This is a genomic window from Burkholderia cepacia ATCC 25416 (assembly GCF_001411495.1).
In the GTDB taxonomy this organism is placed as follows: domain Bacteria; phylum Pseudomonadota; class Gammaproteobacteria; order Burkholderiales; family Burkholderiaceae; genus Burkholderia; species Burkholderia cepacia.
The window spans coordinates 2,977,330-2,993,394 of sequence record NZ_CP012981.1 but is presented as its reverse complement, the minus strand read 5'-3'; the positions used below and the strand labels follow the sequence as shown (position 1 = coordinate 2,993,394).

Here is a 16,065-nt window from a genome sequence, read left to right as displayed (position 1 = left end):
GAAGCCGCCGTGTGTATTACGTACCCTATCCAGAGGAAAGCTCGGAGCCTATATGGGAACTTGAATGGGACGGACTGCAGGGAATCGAGCGGGCACCAGGTAGGGCGCAACTGTATCTCTACCTTGTGGGTTTTACCTGTAACCTGCCAGAGCCGCGGTTGGTCAAGATACCTGTGATCTGCAGCGACAAAATCTTTGGAGACCATATGACCTGGGACGTTTCTTGTAGCCGTTTGGCAAGTGAGTTCTCTCTTATCCTAGAGGCAAGGAGAACTCGATGAAGAAGCGATTTACCGACGAGCAGATCATCCGGATCTTGCGCGAGGCCGAGAGCCGGGACGAACCGGTGAAGGATCTGTGCAAGCGCCACAACGTCTCGGAACAGACGTTCTATCGTTGGCGCAACAAGTTCGGCGGCATGGATGTGGCCGATGCCCGTCGGCTCAAGGATCTGGAATCGGAGAACGAGCGGCTCAAGCGCCTAATTGCCGAGCAATTGCTGGTCATCGACGGACTGAAGGAATTCAGCCGAAAAAAATGAATACCCCAACGGGCCGGCGCGAAGCGCTGGAAGTCCTGACTCGGCGGGGTCTCTCGCAACGCAAGGCATGTTGTTATCTGGGACTGAGTCGCCGGGTGGCCACCTATACGCTCAAGCAACCGGAGAAGGATCGGAGGCTGGGCGAGCGGCTGATGGCGGCCGCGCAGGAAGTGCCGCGCTTCGGCTACCGGCGGATGTCGGCTTGGCTGGCGCTGGGCGAATCACGCGTGCGGCGAATGTGGCAAGCCTTGCGGCTCAACATTCCGCGGCGGCGTCCTCGCCGGCGTCGTTGTGGCAACGACATTCGCCTGCCCGGTGCGACACAACCGAATTCGGTATGGAGCTACGACTTTGTGCACGACCAGTTGGTGGATGGGCGGGCGTTGAAGATGCTTTGCGTGATCGATGAATACACCCGCGAGTGCCTGGCGATCGAGGTTGGCGCCAGCCTGCGGTCGCAGGACGTGATCCTGACGCTGTCGCGACTGATGCGGCTGTACGGCAAGCCCGCGTTCATTCGGTCTGACAACGGCGCGGAATTTACCGCTGCCAAGGTTATGCGCTGGCTGCGAGATGCTGCCATCGGTCCGGCCTTAATCGCACCGGGCAGTCCGTGGCAAAACGGGTTCGTCGAGAGCTTCAACGGCAAGCTGCGTGACGAATTGCTGAACCGGGAATGGTTCCGCAGCCGCGCCGAAGCCAAGGTGCTCATCGAACGCTGGCGGCAGTTCTACAACGAGCGCCGGCCCCATAGCGCGCATCGCTATCAACCTCCCGCCACGGTCCGTCGAGCCTGGCTGGATTCCGACAATATCGACACGAGACTCACTGCCTGACTGGCTACAAAATTCCGCCGCAGGTCACATAGATGGGCTTGGCTTCAGGGTTTTATGGCTAAGTCCGCAGATCTTCCCGCCCCTAAGATCACCTCTTTTCCCAGGACGTGGCGTGACGTACTTATGCGTTATGGCGGCCGCTGGATTGTGTGGTCTTTTACCACGAATAAGGGACGCTTGCTGTTGCCGCTGATGATTTGGGTCAACTTGGCAATTCTGCTGTGCTTTATGCCAGTCCTCGCGTTGCCGCAACTGATCATTCTCCTTTATTTGGAATTGCAGTTCCCACAGGAGAACGATCGACTCTGCGGCTTTACCAGTGATCCGCTATAGCAAGAACGATGTCAGGCTTACTTTCGACGGGGAAGAACGGGTTCCAAGAACGGGGCAGGTTTACTTCCGACGAGGTGTCGATGAGAGGGACGAATGCCAGCAAAACATTGGGTCTTGGCTTCGACCACGGCCTTGAACACATCGTTTCCCAAAGCACGCTGCTGTTGAAGATAGGTGCGGATGGCAAGCACGTTGTCATCGGACAGGGTTTCGTGCAGGTGCGTTCGATACGCGGCGCCGCGCTCGGATGTCGTGAGGCCCAAGGCCGCTTCGGAAGGATGCGGTGTCAGCAACGGATCGTAGCGATGCCCCGCGTGAGCTGCGGCGCTGGACCAGCGGTAAGTCGTCGGTCGTACGGGCACGGACCGGATTGAGGTCGATGTACCGGTAGCAGCGCAGGACATAGCTTTCGCTGTCGACCAGGCAGGACTTATATCGGCCTTCCCACAACGTTCCGGAACGTTGGTGTCGTGCATTGAATTGACCGACGTACTTACGCCCAAGTTTCTGCATCAGTCGCGCGGTCATGCCGGTATCGGGTGGTGTCAGCAAGAGGTGAACGTGATTGTCCATGAGCACGTAGGCATGAAGAAGGCAACCCGTGTGCAGCAACGCGTCGCGGAGCAGATGCAGATAACGCTGCCGGTCGGCGTCATCGAGAAAGCAGGGGAGGCGATTGTTACCTCGCCGCTCGACGTGCTGAGGAATGCCGGGCAAATCGAGTCGAGGAAGTCGGGCCATGAAGCCAGTATGGCGACACGGCCGGGATGCCGGAGTCGTCATGGGTGCGCGAATCGCGTCAGCTTTCGCCAAGCTGTTGCGCCAGAAGTAAACCTGACCCCGTTCTTGTTGCCTTGGATATCGATTACAAGCCCAACCAAGGATTGGACGAAGGCGCGGATGCCACCGCGCAGTTTGAGTTGGAGCGATGAACCCATGGCGACTGTTTGGTAGTTTTCGCATCAGGCGCGAACCGGCGCGGCGCCAGCCATCCGCGATCAACTGATCAGCGTTGACTGGGATGCCTGATGTACGGAGCGCACACCGGCAGAACGGTGTTGCGTTCTTTCGCCGCGAGGCTGTCGCCGGCCGCGTTGACCGTTATCCCGGTATTCGCGATCGACGTGGGTTGCTGCGCCAGCGACGAAACAAGTGTCGGCTCGACTCTGGCGGCTCAGGCCCTCGACAATCAGCGCAGGCCGTTCTGCACCTGACCATCCCCGATCCGCCTGCACGAACACGTCGAGTGCCCCTTCCAGACATCGCCGATGGTAAGCGGAAGACCCTTTGTCACGTAGTGAAAGGGTCGCATCAAGCTCGATCTTGCGCACGGCCGGTCGCCGCACGGCGTATCCGAGTTGAAAGCCTGCGCCGTCTCCAGCCGCTCCTTTTAGGCTGCTGACCCATAAATCGCTGTAAACTCACGCTTTTGCTGCCACGCCCCCACATTCCAGATGTCCCAATCCCCCAAAGTAGGGTTCGTTTCGCTTGGTTGCCCGAAAGCCCTCGTCGATTCCGAACAGATCATCACGCAACTGCGTGCCGAAGGTTATGAAATCTCCGGCACCTACGACGGCGCCGACCTCGTCGTCGTGAACACCTGCGGCTTCATCGACGAAGCCGTGCAGGAAAGCCTCGACGCGATCGGCGAAGCGCTGACCGAGAACGGCAAGGTGATCGTCACCGGCTGTCTCGGCGCGAAGTCGAGCGCCAGCGGCTCGAACCTGATCGAGGAAGTCCATCCGAAGGTGCTCGCCGTCACCGGCCCGCACGCGGTGGGCGAAGTGATGCAGGCCGTGCATTCGCACCTGCCGAAGCCGCACGACCCGTTCACCGACCTCGTGCCGGCGGCCGGCATCAAGCTCACGCCGCGCCACTACGCGTACCTGAAGATCTCCGAAGGCTGCAACCACCGCTGCACGTTCTGCATCATCCCGTCGATGCGCGGCGACCTCGTGTCGCGCCCGGTCGCCGAAGTGATGCTGGAAGCCGAGAACCTCTTCAAGTCGGGCGTGAAGGAACTGCTCGTGATCTCGCAGGACACGAGCGCGTACGGCGTCGACGTGAAGTACCGCACGGGCTTCTGGAACGGCAAGCCGATCAAGACGCGCATGACCGACCTGGTCGCCGCGCTCGGCGAACTCGCGGCACAGTACGGCGCATGGGTGCGCCTGCACTACGTGTACCCGTACCCGAGCGTCGACGAAGTGATTCCGCTGATGGCCGAAGGTCCGTTCAAGGGCCACGTGCTGCCGTATCTCGACGTGCCGTTCCAGCACGCGCATCCGGAAGTGCTGAAGCGCATGAAGCGTCCGGCGAACGCCGAGAAGGTGCTCGAGCGCGTGCAGAAGTGGCGCGAGATCTGCCCGGACCTGACGATCCGCAGCACGTTCATTGCGGGCTTCCCCGGCGAGACGGAAGAGCAGTTCGAAACGCTGCTCGACTTCATCCGCGAGGCGGAACTCGATCGCGTCGGCTGCTTCGCGTATTCGCCGGTCGAAGGCGCGACGGCAAACGAACTCGACGGCGCGCTGCCGGATGAGGTTCGCGAGGAGCGTCGCGCACGCTTCATGGAAGTCGCCGAGGAAGTGTCGGCGAACCGCATTCAGCGCAAGGTCGGCAAGACCCTCAAGGTGCTGATCGACGAAGTCAGCGAGGAAGGCGGGATCGGCCGCACGGCGGCCGATGCGCCGGAGATCGACGGCGTCGTCTATGTCGAGCCGGCGGCGAAGGCCTCGAAGCGCTACAAGGTCGGCGATTTCGTGTCCGTGAAGATCACGGGCGCCGACGGCCACGATCTGTGGGGCGAGGTGTAAGCGGTGGCCGCCGTATTCCCGGAGATCCTCGCGCTCGGCGAAGCGATGATCGAATTCAACCAGTCGCAGCCGGGCCGGCCTGAATTCCTGCAGGGCTTCGGCGGCGACACGTCGAACTTCTGCATCGCGGCGGCGCGCCAGGGCGCGTCGACGGGCTTCGTGTCGGCGATCGGTGACGATCCGTTCGGCCGGCTGCTGGCCGACATGTGGCGCGCGGAACGCGTCGACACGACGTACGTGCGGATCGATCGCACGGCGCCGACCGGCGTGTATTTCGTCACGCACGGCGCCGACGGCCACCAGTTCGACTATCTGCGTGCGGGCTCGGCGGCGAGCCGCTATGCGGCGGGCGACCTGCCGCTCGACGCACTGGCCGCCGCGAAGGCCGTGCACCTGTCGGGCATCAGCCTCGCGATCAGCACGGCTGCGTGCGACGCCGCGTTCGCGGCGATCGACCACGCGCGCCGCAACGGTGCGAAGGTCAGCTTCGACACGAACCTGCGCCTGAAGCTGTGGCCGCTGCCGCGCGCCCGCGCGGTGATGCGCGAGGCGCTGCGCCAGACGGATATCTGCCTGCCCAGCTGGGACGACGTGACGGCGATCACGGGCGCGAACGATCGCGACGCGATCGTCGACGCGATGCTCGAACACGGGCCGCAGGTCGTTGCGCTGAAGCTCGGCAAGGAAGGTGCCTACGTGGCGACGCCGAACGAGCGGCGCGTCGTGCCGGGCTTCGCGGTCGAAGCCGTCGACGCGACGGGCGCGGGCGACTGCTTCGGCGGTGCCTTCGTCGCACGGATCGTCGCGGGCGACGATCCGTTCGCGGCGGCGCGTTATGCGAACGCCGCGGCGGCATTGTCGACGACGGGCTACGGCGCGGTCGCGCCGATTCCGCAGCGCGAGGCGGTGGAGCGCCTGATGCAAGGCTGATGCGCAATACGCGCGCCGGCCGCGGCCTGTGTGACGGCCAGCGCATCGCCGCAATTTACGAGCGAATCTGAAGCAAGGAGCAACACAAGGTGGGTCGATATTCGCAATGGCAACGGGCGCTCGTCGTCGCGGGCGCGCTGGCGGCGGGCATGGCGATTCCGGGCGTGGTCGCGGCGCAGGCTGTCGCGCCGGGCGTGCAGCAGGACGAACCGGCACCGGCGCGGCCGCTGAAGCCGAATCCGGAGTTTGCCCGCCTGCCGCGCTACGAAGGCACGCTCGGCGACCGCCCGATCGTCGTGCATCTCGGCCCGAAGACGGACGAGGAAGGCGTGCACGGCGAATACCAGTTCGCCGATACGGGTGAGGTCGTGCTGCTCGCGGGCGATCGCGACGGCGACACGCTGGAAATCGAGGAATCGAACGACGGCACGAACATCACGGGCGTGTGGATCGGCCGCTTCGACGCGACGGGCACCCTGAAGGCCGACCGGATGAATTCGGACGAGTCGGATCCGCAACCCGTCGTGCTGCGTCTCGCGCCGGGCAAGCGCGCGGCGCTGCAGGTGCGCGACGGCCGCGTGCAGGAAATCGAGACGGTGGGCGGCGTCGTCAATCTGCGCACCGACAACTGAACCCGCGCTGGCTCGGCGCGCGCGGCGCGCATTGTACCGGGCCAATCGTGCCGATTTTGGCTAATCTGGCGACTTATTCCGCAACCGAACGGCCTCGTGCCCGGCTTCCTGTCATGACTGCATCCACTCCCAAGCGCGCGCTGCAAACCCGCATCGTTCAACCCGACGACGTGATCCCGGAAGGTTTCCGTTCGTTCGTGCCGCCGGTCGCGCGCGCGTCGACGGTCGTGTTTCCCGATCTCGCGACGATGCGTGCGCTCGTCTGGCACAACGACAACCAGTGGCGCTACGGGCTGCATTCGACGCCGACGTCGCTCGCGCTCGCGCAGCGGCTTGCCGAGATCGAGGGCGGCACGCATGCGCTGCTGCAGCCGTCGGGCCTCGCGGCGATCATGAACGTCTATTTCGGGATCGTGAAAGCCGGCGACGACGTGCTGATTCCGCACAACGTGTACGGGCCGAACGCCGATTTCGGCAACTGGCTCGCGAAGGATTTTGGCATCACCGCGCGCTACTACGATCCGCTCGTCGGTGCCGGCATCGCCGACCTGATCCAGCCGAACACGCGGCTGATCTGGATCGAGGCGCCCGGCTCGGTGACGATGGAAGTGCCCGACGTGCAGGCGATCACGGCGGCCGCGAAGGCGCGCGGCATCGTCACCGCGATCGACAACACCTTTTCGGCCGGGCTCGCGTTCAAGCCGTTCGAGCACGGCGTCGACATCTCGGTGCAGGCGCTGACCAAGTACCAGTCGGGCGGCAGCGACGTGCTGATGGGCGCGACGATCACCGCGAGCGCCGACCTGCAGGCGAAGCTGAAGCTCGCGCGGATGCGCTGCGGGATCGGCGTGTCGGTCGACGATTGCTCGCTCGTGCTGCGCAGCCTGCCGAGCATGCAGGTGCGCTTCGACGCGCACGGCAAGAGCGCGCTCGCGCTGGCGCAATGGCTGAAGGCGCGGCCGGAGATTGCGTCGGTATTGCATCCGCAGATGGCCGATTGCCCGGGGCACGCGTCGTTCATGCGCGATTTCACCGGTGCGGGCGGGTTGTTCTCGGTGGTGTTCGACGAACGCTACAGCGCGGAGCAGGTCGACCGCTTCGTCGAGTCGCTCGAACTGTTCGCGATCGGCTGGAGCTGGGGCGGCGCATGCAGCCTTGCGATGCCTTACGACGTCGCGTCGATGCGTCCGGACTGGCCGCATCGCGGCACGCTGGTGCGTTTCTATGTCGGCCTGGAAGACGAAGCCGACCTGCGCGCGGACATCGAACGCGCGATGCAGGCCGCACTCGGCTGATCGCCGGCCGGTCAGGTTCCCCGGCACGACAAAACGCCGGCGCGATGCAACATCGCGCCGGCGTTTTTCATTTGACGCGCGGCAGGATCAGAACAGCCGCAGCAGCCCGTCGAGGCCGACGTGATCGAACGCGACCGTCGCCGCGTCGCGCACGACGGGTTTCGCGTGGTACGCGACCGACAGCCCGGCTTCGGCCATCATCTTCAGGTCGTTCGACCCGTCGCCCATCGCGATCGCGCGGCTCGGCTCGAGGCCGAGCGACGCGCACGTCTCGCGCAGCAGGCGCGCCTTCACGTCGGCGTTGACGATCTCGCCGAGCACCTTGCCGGTCAGCTTGCCGTCGACGATCTCGAGCGTGTTCGCATGCGCGTAGTCGAGGCCGAGGCGCGCCTTCAGCCGCTCGGTGAAGAACGTGAAGCCGCCCGACACGAGCAGCGTCTTCATGCCGGCGGCCTTCACGCCGGCGAGCATCGTCTCGGCGCCCGGCGTCAATTGCAGCCGTTCCTCGTACACGCGTTCGAGCGCGTGCGCGTCGAGCCCGGCCAGCAGCGCGACGCGGCGCGTGAGGCTTTCGTTGAAGTCGCGGATCTCGCCGCGCATCGACGCTTCGGTGATCTCGGCGACCTGCGTTTTCAACCCGCAAAAATCGGCGATCTCGTCGATGCATTCGATCGTGATCAGCGTCGAATCCATGTCCATCACGGCGAGCCCGAAATCGGCGAGCGTGCGGCCGGCCTCGACGAACGCGAAGTCGAGCGCGTGCGTGCCGCAGTACGCGTCAATGTCGATGCGCTGTGCCGGGCTCGCGTCTTCGATGCGCAGCGCATGATCGTCGGTCTGCACGATGCGGGTGCCGCGCGACAGCGCGAGCAGCGGTTTGTGATGGGCGTCCGACAGCGGCGCAAGGCTCTGGATGACGAGGTTGTGGGTCATGACGGGATGGTTGGGAGACGTATGAAAAGCGTGCGCGGCCAATGGGCGGCCGTCTGCGTGCGCGGCCCCGTTCGACTGCGGGCCATTGCGTCGCGAACGCGCCATTGTAGCCGGTTGGCCGGGCCGGGCGGTCGCGGCAGGGACGAATCCCGAGGCCCGACTCGAACCGGTACGCCCGCGGCGCGAGCCGAATGAAGGCGCCTATCGCCCGTCCGCGCGATCCCAGTACGGTGGATCGCCGAAATGCTCGGCCAGGAACGCGATGAACGCGAGCGTCTTCAGCGGCACGTGTGTGCGGCTCGGGTAGACGGCCCAGATCGCGACGTCGTCGGCGAACGGATAGTCGTCGAGTATCGTGACGAGCGTGCCGCTCGCGAGCAGCGGGCCGACGTCCCAGGTCGACTTGATCGCGATCCCGAAGCCGTCGACGAGCGCTTCGCGGATGGCCTCGCCATTGCTCGCGACGAGCCGGCCGCCGACCCGCACGGTCAGCGGGCCTTGCGGCGTCGTGAACGACCAGTCGCGCTGGTCGCCGAGGATCACGCATTCGTGCTGCGTCAGGTCGGCCGGATGGCGCGGCGTGCCGTGGCCGGCGAGATACGCGGGCGAGCAGCACAGCACGCGGCGGTTGGCGGCAAGCTTGCGCGCGACGAGCGTCGAATCCTTCAGCGCGCCGAGGCGGATCGCGACGTCGTAGCCGTCGTCGACCAGATCGACGATCTCGTCCGACAGTCGCAGGTCGAGCGACACGGACGGATAGCGGCGCAGGAATGCGGGAATCACCGGCGCGACATGCTGCCGGCCGAACGACGACGACATCGACACCTTCAGCCGCCCGTACGGCTCGGTGCGGCCGTGGCCGACCGACGCGCGCGCGGCGTCGGCGGCCGACAGCAGCGTGTCGGCGTGCGCCATGAATACCTCGCCGTCCTGCGTGAGGCTGATACGGCGCGTGGTGCGGTGCAGCAGCCGTGCGCCGAGCTGACGCTCGAGTTGCGCGATGCGCGCGCTCGCGACCGCGGCCGACACGCCGAATTCGCGCCCGGCCGCGGTGACGTTCGCGAGCAGGGCCGCGCGAACGAACAGCGCGACATCGAGCAGGTCGAGCGGCTTGTCGGGGGCCGGAATCGGATCGGAGGCCATTATTCTGAATTTCCTGAAAATGTTTCAGGAAATATAGCGGTTTTCTCGAATGATCGGGTTGCCTACGATGACGTTCATGGGGCTGCGCCGCGGCCCCCAGGTTTCCAGAAGGAGTTTCGTGATGAAGGCCGTTGGACTGACCCGTTATCTGCCGATCGACGATCCGCAAGCCTTGCTCGACGTGGAGCTGCCGCAGCCCGTGCCGGGCCCGCGCGACCTGCTCGTGAAGGTCGAGGCGATTTCCGTGAACCCGGTGGACACCAAGGTGCGCGCGCCGAAGCCGCAGGTCGAGGACACGCCGCGCGTGCTCGGCTGGGATGCGGCCGGCACGGTGGTCGCGGTCGGTGCCGACGTCACGTTGTTCCGGCCCGGCGACGAAGTGTTCTATGCGGGCAGCATCACGCGGCCCGGCGCGAACAGCGAATTCCATACGGTCGACGAGCGGATCGCCGCGCTGAAGCCGCGTACGCTCGATTTCGCCGCGGCGGCCGCGCTGCCGCTCACCGCACTGACCGCATGGGAGGCGCTGTTCGACCGGCTGCGCGTATCGCCGCAGGGTGCGGACGCCGGCAAATCGGTGCTGATCATCGGCGGCGCGGGTGGCGTGGGCTCGATCGCGATCCAGCTCGCGAAGGCGCTCGGCAAGCTGCACGTGATCGCGACCGCGTCGCGGCCGGCATCGGCCGAATGGGTGCGTGCGCTGGGTGCGGATGCGGTGGTCGACCATTTCGGCGACTTGCCTGCGCAGTTGCGCGAGGCCGGGCATCCGAGCGTCGACTACGTGCTGATTTTCAACGATACGGATCGTCATTTCCCCGCCGCTGCGGAGGTAATCCGGCCGCAGGGCGGTATTTGCACGATCGTCGAGAACGACAAGCCGGTGCCGGTCGAACTGCTGAAGGCGAAAAGTGCGGCGTTTCACTGGGAGTTCATGTTCACGCGTGCGATGTTCGAGACGCCGGACATGATCGAGCAGCACCGGATCCTCGGCGAAGTCGCGCGGCTCGTCGACGGCGGCACGCTGCGCACCACGCTCGGCGAACAGCTCGGCACGATCAATGCCGCGAACGTGCGGCGCGCGCACCAGCTGCTCGAGGCCGGGCGCGCGATCGGCAAGCTCGTGCTGAGCGGCTTCTGAGCCGGCATCTCGCGTAAGGTTGCGGCGCCGCGAACGCAAGCGGGGTAACACCCGATGCGTTTGCGGCGCACGGCATGCCGCTTGGCGGTAGACTGGCAGCGCATCATGCATCGAAAACCGCGCGGCACGCGCGTGCCGCCGCATACCAAGGAGGTCAGCATGAGCCAACGCAGCTTGTCAGTCGCCGCATCGTGGTCGGTCGTGTTCGCGGCGGCGTGCGTCAGCGCGAGCGTATTCGCGGCGCCGCCGGTCAAGGGCAGCCTGAAGGGCGGCGGCACCGGACAGCTCGAATACACCGTCAAGGTCGACTCGAAGACCTTCGGCAACACGCAGGAGACCCGCAAGATCCGCTCGGGCGAGACGGACGACTTCAACTGGAAGTCGGTGCCGCCGAGCGGTGCGGTCGCGATGCCGGACGGTTGCCCGAACGCCGACAGCCTGCCGCGCGACGCGAACGGCGCGATGGTCCGCCAGACCCAGGTGCGGCTCGCGCCGTCGATCGACGCGAAGGGCGTCGCCAACGTGCAGATGAGCTTCCAGGCGGCCGCGCCGAAGGGCACGCGCAACGTGACGGTCGGCGGCAAGTCGCTGCAATGCCCGGACGTCGCGTCTGTGAGCCAGGTGAAGTGGGTGTCGATCCCGACCAACGGCGGTTCGAAGTCCGTCACGATGAGCGACGGCACGAAGGTGACGGTGTCGATCAAGCGCTGAACGGCACGCGCGGGCCGCTGCCGGAACCGGTGCGCGCGCAACGGATTCGGCGCACGGGCGGGCCCGGCGGCGCGTGAGCGTTTCGTGTCGCCGTCACGGTGCTTTCCCGCGACCTGCTCGCGGTACCGTGCTGCTGCAACGGTATGGCAGCAGCACGGCGTGCGCCGGCGTTGCGTGTCGACCAGCGTGACGTCATGCGAATGTCACGCTATGCTCGCCCGCATCATCCACTTCCCGTAACGACATCCCGATGAAATGCCGAATCCGCGCATTGCTGTGCGCCATTGCGTTCGCCGCCATGCACGCGCACGCGGCCGACGATTGCGGTTTCGTGAAAAAGGTCGGGCTGCCGTCCCGGCAGCAGGTGGCCGTCGTGTCGAGCGGCGCGCTCGAGCCGTGCTCGACCGGCAGCTACGCGGTGCGGGTGTATTCGACCGCGCATGCCGCCGCCGGCTTCGATACCGACGACTACGTGACGGGCGCGCTGCACGCGCGTGACGGTACGGTCACCGATGCGTTCACGGCCGACCTCGGCGCGCGGGCGCCGCAGGCGCTCGTCGTGACGACACGCTCGGCCGGCAGCGGCGGCTATGTCGGCGCGCAGGCCTATGTGACGACGCCGCGCGCGGTGCGGCTCGTTGCGTCGGTCGACGGGCTCGCAGCGGACGCGGACATCGTGGCCGCATTGCGGCAGGCGATCGGCAAGCGTCGCGGCGCGCGCTGACCGGCGAACCGCGCGAACGCATCGCGCGGCGACTTCCGCGTGTCAGTGCGTGCGTTCCTCGAGCCGCGATGCGAGAAAGCGGTGATCGGCCGAGAACAGCCGGCGATAGGTCATCAGCACCGCGCCGACGGTGCCGAGCGCGGAAGCCGCGGCGATCAGGAACATGATCACGATCTGGTAGCGCACGGCCTGCAGCGGCGACTGGCCGGCCAGCACCTGGCCCGTCATCATTCCCGGCAGGCTCACGACGCCGACGACGGCCATCTGGTTCAGCGTCGGCAGCATGCCTGCGCGCACGGCCTGGCGCGCGGCGTCCTGCGTGGCTTCCCAGCGCGTCGCGCCGAGCGCGAGTGCGGTTTCGACGCGGTCGCGGCGCGCCGTGAGCTCCTCCATCATCCGCTCGACGCCGAGCGACACGCCCGTGAGCGTATTGCCGAGAATCATCCCGAGGATCGGAATCGCGTATTGCGGTGCGTACCACGGATGGATGCGGATCACGACGAACAGGCCGACCGCCGCGACGAACCAGCTGCTGAACCAGATCGACGCGATGCTGTCGATGCGCTGGCCGCGGTAGGTGCGCTTGCCGCGCCCCGCGCCGGCGAACCCTGCGATCAAGGTCATCAGCGCGGTGAGCGGCAGCACGATGTACCAGTGAGGATGACCGAATACCCAGCCGAGCACGTAGCCGATCGCGAGCAACTGCACGACGGTGCGCACGGCCGCGAGCGCGAGCTTGCGGCCGAGGCCGAGCGACAGTGCCATCGAGATCGCGCCGTTGACCGCGACGAGCGCGGCGGCGATGCCGACGTCGACGAGGCTCAGGTCCTGCAGTGCGGGGCTCATTGGGTTGCCTCCGTCGGGTTGGCAACGTGTATCACGCCGGCCTGCATCACGAGCCGCATCGTGCCGATCCGTGCGGCCTGGGCCGGATCGTGCGAAATCCACATGTACGCGCGGGCGTCGGGCGCCGCGTCGAACCATGCGCCGACGAGCGACTCGATCGCGCGCGCCGATTCGGGGTCGAGCGCGGAGGTCGGCTCGTCGAGCAGCAGCACGTCGGGATCGAGCTGCAGCACGCGCAGCAGCGCGGCGATCTGGGCTTCGCCGCCCGACAGGTCGCTCGCGCGCTTGTCGAGAAAGTCGGGGCCGCGGCCGGCCTGCGCGGCGAGCGCTTCGGCGCGCGCGCGATCGAACGCGACGTCGCGATAGATCGCGAGCGAATACGGATAGCGCAACTGCGATTCGACGGTGCCGTCCATTTGCGCGGGGCGCTGGCGTACATAGGCGACGCTGCGCCGGTAACGCGGGATCGCGCTGCGCCGGATCCGTTTGCCGCGCCACAGGATGTGGCCGCCGTCGAGCGGATCGAGTAGCGCGAGCGCGCGCAGCAGCACGCTCTTGCCCGACCCGGACGGTCCCGTGACAGCAATTCGCGATCCCGCTGCGAGGCTTAAATCGGTCGGGGCGAGCAGGGTCTTGCCGCTGCTGGCGTCGCGCCGCGTGATGTGCTGCGCATCGATGAGGCCGGTGGGGGCTGTCATGTCACAAATGAAAAAAAGCGTTAATGGCGCCGAAACGTCACCATGGCGTGCGTCATAATACCGACTGAAAAGCCGCGGGTGTCGCGCGCCGTTCGTCCACGCAAGCGGCCCGGCATGGCGCGGCGACATTTCAGAACAACAACGGAACCGCCATGACGCTTACCCGAGCCATCGGCAAATCGGCTGCATGGATCGTCGGTATCGTCGCGGTGCTCATCGCGGCGGCCGGCGTCTTTCTCTTTACATTCGACTGGAACCGCGCGAAGCCGTGGGTCAACGAACAGGTGAGTGCCGCACTCGGCCGCCCGTTCGCGATCAACGGCGATCTCAAGGTCGGCTGGCGCCGCCCCGACGGCGAAACCGGCTGGCGTGCCTGGGTGCCCTGGCCGAGCTTTTCGGCCACGCAACTCGAGATCGGCAACCCCGACTGGGCGAAGACGCCCAAGTTCGTCACGCTCGATGCCGCGCACTTCGACCTCGCGATCCTGCCGCTGCTCGCGCATGAAATCGTCATTCCGTCGATCGACGTCGTGAATCCGGCCGTCGACCTCGAGCGCCTCGCCGACGGCCGCAACACGTGGACCTTCCAGTTCAAGCAATCGTCACAGCCGTCGCCGTGGAAAGTGCGGCTCGACAGCTTCGGCTTCGCGAAGGGCACCGTCACGTATCGCGACGCGATCACGAAGGCCGACCTGACCGTCGCGATCGATACGCTCGGGCAGCCGATTCCGCTCGGCGATGTGCTGAAGGAGCAGGAGCAGACGTCGCGCGCGGCATCCGCGCAGCGTGTCGGCAAGCGCGGCGCCGCGCAACTGAGCGCGAAGGCCAACGCGGAAGCCGCATCGGGCGCGTCCGCCGCGCAGGCCGCGAGTGCGGCGTCGGGGGTGGGGGCTTCGGCTGCATCTGCGGCGGTATCGGCTTCGTCGTCGTCCGCTTCATCGGCGTCGGTCGCCGCTTCCGCTTCTCCTGCAAGCGGCGCAAGCGGCGTCGCGGCGCCCGCGAAGCCGTCCGGCCCGACCTATGCGTTCGGGCTGAAGGTCGACGGCCGCTACAAGAACGTGCCGATCAGCGGTACCGGCAAGCTCGGCGGCGTGCTGGCGATCCAGGATGCGTCGCGGCCGTTCCCGCTGCAGGCCGACGTGAAGGCCGGCGACACGCGGCTCGCGATCGTCGGCACGCTGACCGATCCGATGCATCTCGCGGCGATCGACCTGCGGCTATGGCTGCAGGGCACGTCGATGTCGCACCTTTACCAGCTCACCGGCATCACGCTGCCCGACACGCCGCCTTACGCGACGGAAGGGCGGCTGATCGGCAACTTCAAGCGGCGCGCGAGCACGTTCCGCTACGAGAACTTCAACGGCCGCGTCGGCGGCAGCGATCTCGGCGGCACGCTGGTGTACGAGCAGCGCGAGCCGCGGCCGAAGCTGTCGGGCGAGCTCGTGTCGAACCTGCTGCAGTTCTCGGACCTCGCGCCGGTGATCGGCGCGGATACGGCCGCAAGCAAGGCCAGGCGCGGCGACACGACACGCCAGCCGCCGGGCCGCGTGCTGCCGGTCGAGACGTTCCGTACCGATCGTTGGCGCGAGATCGACGCGGACGTCAAGTTCACGGGCCGCAAGCTGATCAAGAGTTCGAACCTGCCGATCACGAACCTGTACACGCACATCGTGATGCAGGACGGCGTGCTGTCGCTCGAACCGCTGCAGTTCGGCGTCGCGGGCGGCACGCTCGCGACGACCGCGCACCTCGACGGCAGCGGCGCGCCGCTGAAGGGCCGCTTCACGGTGGCCGCGCGGCACCTGAAGCTCAAGCAGCTGTTCCCCACGCAGAAGGTGATGCAGTCGGCGCTCGGCGAGATCAACGGCGACGCGTCGCTGTCGGCGACCGGCAACTCGCCGGCCGCGCTGGCCGCGACGTCGACCGGCGAAGTGAAGGCGCTCGTCACGGACGGCCGCATCAGCCGCCTGCTGATGGAGGCGGCGGGGCTGAACGTCGCGAACGTCGTGTACGAGAAGCTGTTCGGCAACAATGACGTGAAGATCAACTGCGCGGCAGTCGACTTCGTCGCGACCAACGGGATGCTCGACCCGAAGGTGTTCGCGCTCGACACCGACGACGCGCTGATCAACGTCGACGGCCCGATCAGCCTGCGCGACGAAACGCTCGACCTGAAGATCCATCCGCATACGAAGGGTTTCCGGATCTTCTCGCTGCGCTCGCCGCTGTACGCGAAGGGCACGTTCAAGGATCCGAAGGTCGGCGTCGATGCGGGCGCGCTCGCGCTGCGCGCCGGCGCGATGGTCGGCCTCGGCCTGATCAACCCGTTCGCGGCCTTGATCCCGCTGATCGCGCCGAGCAACAACAAGGACGTGCCGTGCTCGGAGCTGTTCGGGCAGGTGAAGGCGACGGCGGCCCAGAAGGCCGCCGCGAAAGCCGGCAAGTGACGGATGTGCGGCCGATGCAACCACCCCGTGCGCGGCGCAGGC

Annotated in this window: 15 protein-coding genes; 10 read left to right on the top strand and 5 right to left on the bottom strand. The window is 66.4% G+C overall.

What is annotated here, in order from left to right; translation table 11 throughout:
- The first annotated feature begins 277 nt into the window (after positions 1-277).
- A protein-coding gene (locus APZ15_RS13800) for an IS3 family transposase (protein ID WP_088611350.1) occupies positions 278-1,377 on the top strand; the annotation gives its coding sequence in 2 pieces (ribosomal slippage) (positions 278-530 and positions 530-1,377; 1,101 coding nt in all).
- A 528-nt stretch (positions 1,378-1,905) separates the two neighbouring features.
- Here APZ15_RS13800 and APZ15_RS42675 read toward each other — a convergent pair.
- Positions 1,906-2,337 carry a transposase gene (locus APZ15_RS42675; RefSeq protein WP_366919119.1) on the bottom strand — a complete coding sequence of 144 codons (432 nt, stop codon included), beginning with the start codon at positions 2,335-2,337 and terminating at the stop codon, positions 1,906-1,908.
- On the opposite strand from APZ15_RS42675, the gene APZ15_RS42165 reads away from it, so the two are divergent.
- The 5 genes from APZ15_RS42165 to APZ15_RS13770 all read left to right on the top strand — a co-directional run bounded on the left by APZ15_RS42165 (position 2,296) and on the right by APZ15_RS13770 (position 7,383).
- Entirely contained in the window at positions 2,296-2,664 is a 369-nt protein-coding gene (locus tag APZ15_RS42165; protein WP_226153307.1) for a hypothetical protein, read from the top strand. The genes APZ15_RS42675 and APZ15_RS42165 overlap by 42 nt on opposite strands.
- 500 nt (positions 2,665-3,164) lie before the next feature.
- Positions 3,165-4,526, top strand: a complete 1,362-nt coding sequence (gene rimO, locus APZ15_RS13785) for a 30S ribosomal protein S12 methylthiotransferase RimO (RefSeq protein WP_027787268.1) — start codon at positions 3,165-3,167, stop codon at positions 4,524-4,526.
- A gap of 3 nt (positions 4,527-4,529) precedes the next feature.
- Positions 4,530-5,456, top strand: coding sequence for a sugar kinase (locus APZ15_RS13780; RefSeq protein WP_027787269.1), 927 nt, complete (start codon positions 4,530-4,532; stop codon positions 5,454-5,456).
- An 89-nt stretch (positions 5,457-5,545) separates the two neighbouring features.
- Entirely contained in the window at positions 5,546-6,088 is a 543-nt protein-coding gene (locus tag APZ15_RS13775; RefSeq protein ID WP_027787270.1) for a hypothetical protein, read from the top strand.
- 113 nt (positions 6,089-6,201) lie between these two features.
- Positions 6,202-7,383: a cystathionine beta-lyase gene (locus APZ15_RS13770; RefSeq protein ID WP_027787271.1), complete on the top strand. Its 1,182-nt coding sequence runs from the start codon at positions 6,202-6,204 to the stop codon at positions 7,381-7,383.
- A gap of 87 nt (positions 7,384-7,470) precedes the next feature.
- Here the strand turns inward: APZ15_RS13770 and serB are convergent, their stop codons facing one another.
- Complete coding sequence (serB, locus tag APZ15_RS13765; RefSeq protein WP_027787272.1) at positions 7,471-8,316, bottom strand: phosphoserine phosphatase SerB; 846 nt, start codon at positions 8,314-8,316, stop codon at positions 7,471-7,473.
- Positions 8,317-8,517: 201 nt separating this feature from the next.
- Positions 8,518-9,459: a LysR family transcriptional regulator gene (locus tag APZ15_RS13760; protein WP_027787273.1), complete on the bottom strand. Its 942-nt coding sequence runs from the start codon at positions 9,457-9,459 to the stop codon at positions 8,518-8,520.
- A 121-nt stretch (positions 9,460-9,580) separates the two neighbouring features.
- On the opposite strand from APZ15_RS13760, the gene APZ15_RS13755 reads away from it, so the two are divergent.
- From APZ15_RS13755 to APZ15_RS13745, 3 genes are all read left to right on the top strand, one after another.
- A complete protein-coding gene (locus tag APZ15_RS13755; protein WP_027787274.1) occupies positions 9,581-10,597 on the top strand; it encodes a zinc-binding alcohol dehydrogenase family protein in 1,017 nt (338 codons plus the stop codon).
- A gap of 159 nt (positions 10,598-10,756) precedes the next feature.
- Positions 10,757-11,308 carry a DUF6013 family protein gene (locus APZ15_RS13750; protein WP_027787275.1) on the top strand — a complete coding sequence of 184 codons (552 nt, stop codon included), beginning with the start codon at positions 10,757-10,759 and terminating at the stop codon, positions 11,306-11,308.
- A gap of 250 nt (positions 11,309-11,558) precedes the next feature.
- Positions 11,559-12,032: a PliI family lysozyme inhibitor of I-type lysozyme gene (locus tag APZ15_RS13745; protein ID WP_027787276.1), complete on the top strand. Its 474-nt coding sequence runs from the start codon at positions 11,559-11,561 to the stop codon at positions 12,030-12,032.
- 42 nt (positions 12,033-12,074) lie between these two features.
- Here APZ15_RS13745 and APZ15_RS13740 read toward each other — a convergent pair whose 3' ends face one another.
- Both APZ15_RS13740 and APZ15_RS13735 read right to left on the bottom strand, forming a co-directional pair.
- On the bottom strand, positions 12,075-12,878 hold the full coding sequence (locus tag APZ15_RS13740) for an ABC transporter permease (protein WP_027787277.1): 804 nt from the start codon (positions 12,876-12,878) through the stop codon (positions 12,075-12,077).
- Positions 12,875-13,576: an ABC transporter ATP-binding protein gene (locus APZ15_RS13735; RefSeq protein WP_027787278.1), complete on the bottom strand. Its 702-nt coding sequence runs from the start codon at positions 13,574-13,576 to the stop codon at positions 12,875-12,877. The genes APZ15_RS13740 and APZ15_RS13735 overlap by 4 nt, the downstream gene beginning before the upstream one ends.
- 152 nt (positions 13,577-13,728) lie before the next feature.
- Here APZ15_RS13735 and APZ15_RS13730 point away from each other — a divergent pair, with 152 nt between their 5' ends.
- Complete coding sequence (locus tag APZ15_RS13730; protein WP_027787279.1) at positions 13,729-16,023, top strand: AsmA family protein; 2,295 nt, start codon at positions 13,729-13,731, stop codon at positions 16,021-16,023.
- The last annotated feature ends 42 nt before the right edge of the window (positions 16,024-16,065 follow it).